The organism is Alcanivorax sp. HI0044 (assembly GCF_001634945.1).
Map to the genome: position 1 here is coordinate 1 of NZ_LWEZ01000984.1, position 591 is coordinate 591.

At 50.8% G+C, this 591-nt stretch carries 1 protein-coding gene; it reads right to left on the minus strand.

Annotated elements, in window-relative coordinates; all coding sequences use genetic code 11:
• The coding region (locus A3730_RS11635; RefSeq protein ID WP_231883938.1) for a transposase at positions 1-326 on the minus strand (326 nt) is incomplete at its 3' end.
• Positions 327-591 lie beyond the last annotated feature (265 nt).

A 591-nucleotide genomic window follows, 5' to 3' on the forward strand; every position in this document is an offset into this window, starting at 1 on the left:
TCCACGAGAACAGCCGAATATCGCCCCTGGAAAACGTGGCCACAACGGCCATGTTTGCGATTGAAATACTGTGAATAGCAGCCGTTAAGCTGGCGCATCCCCCTGCCCAGATTGCCCTCCGGGGTTTCCAGCAGGAGGTGGTAGTGATTACCCATCAAACAGTAGGCATGGCACAGCCAGTTTGCTTCACAGCATACCGTTGAGAGCTTCTCCAGGAAGGCGGACCTGTCCCCCTGTTCCTCGTAGATCATTTCCCGGCGATTCCCTCTCGCCGTCACATGATAAAGCGCACCGGCAAACTCAAGCCTCAGCGGTCTTGCCATCATTCATCTCCAACATCCCTGTCAGAGAAAAATACCGCTTCAACTGAAGCTTTAATGTCAGCTTGAGCTGAACTTCACGTCGTACCTTGACGCACGGGACAAGACCTGACCCCAGGTTTGCTTCTCACCTTCTTGCAACAGCGCCCTATTTGGGCAATCGCTCTACAAGTAGCATCGCGCAGCGTTTCATTTCTCTTTGTTCTGAATCGGCATCTCCACTTTGAGTCAAAGTGTCAGCCATTCTTTTTAAGTTATTAAAGAAGTTTTT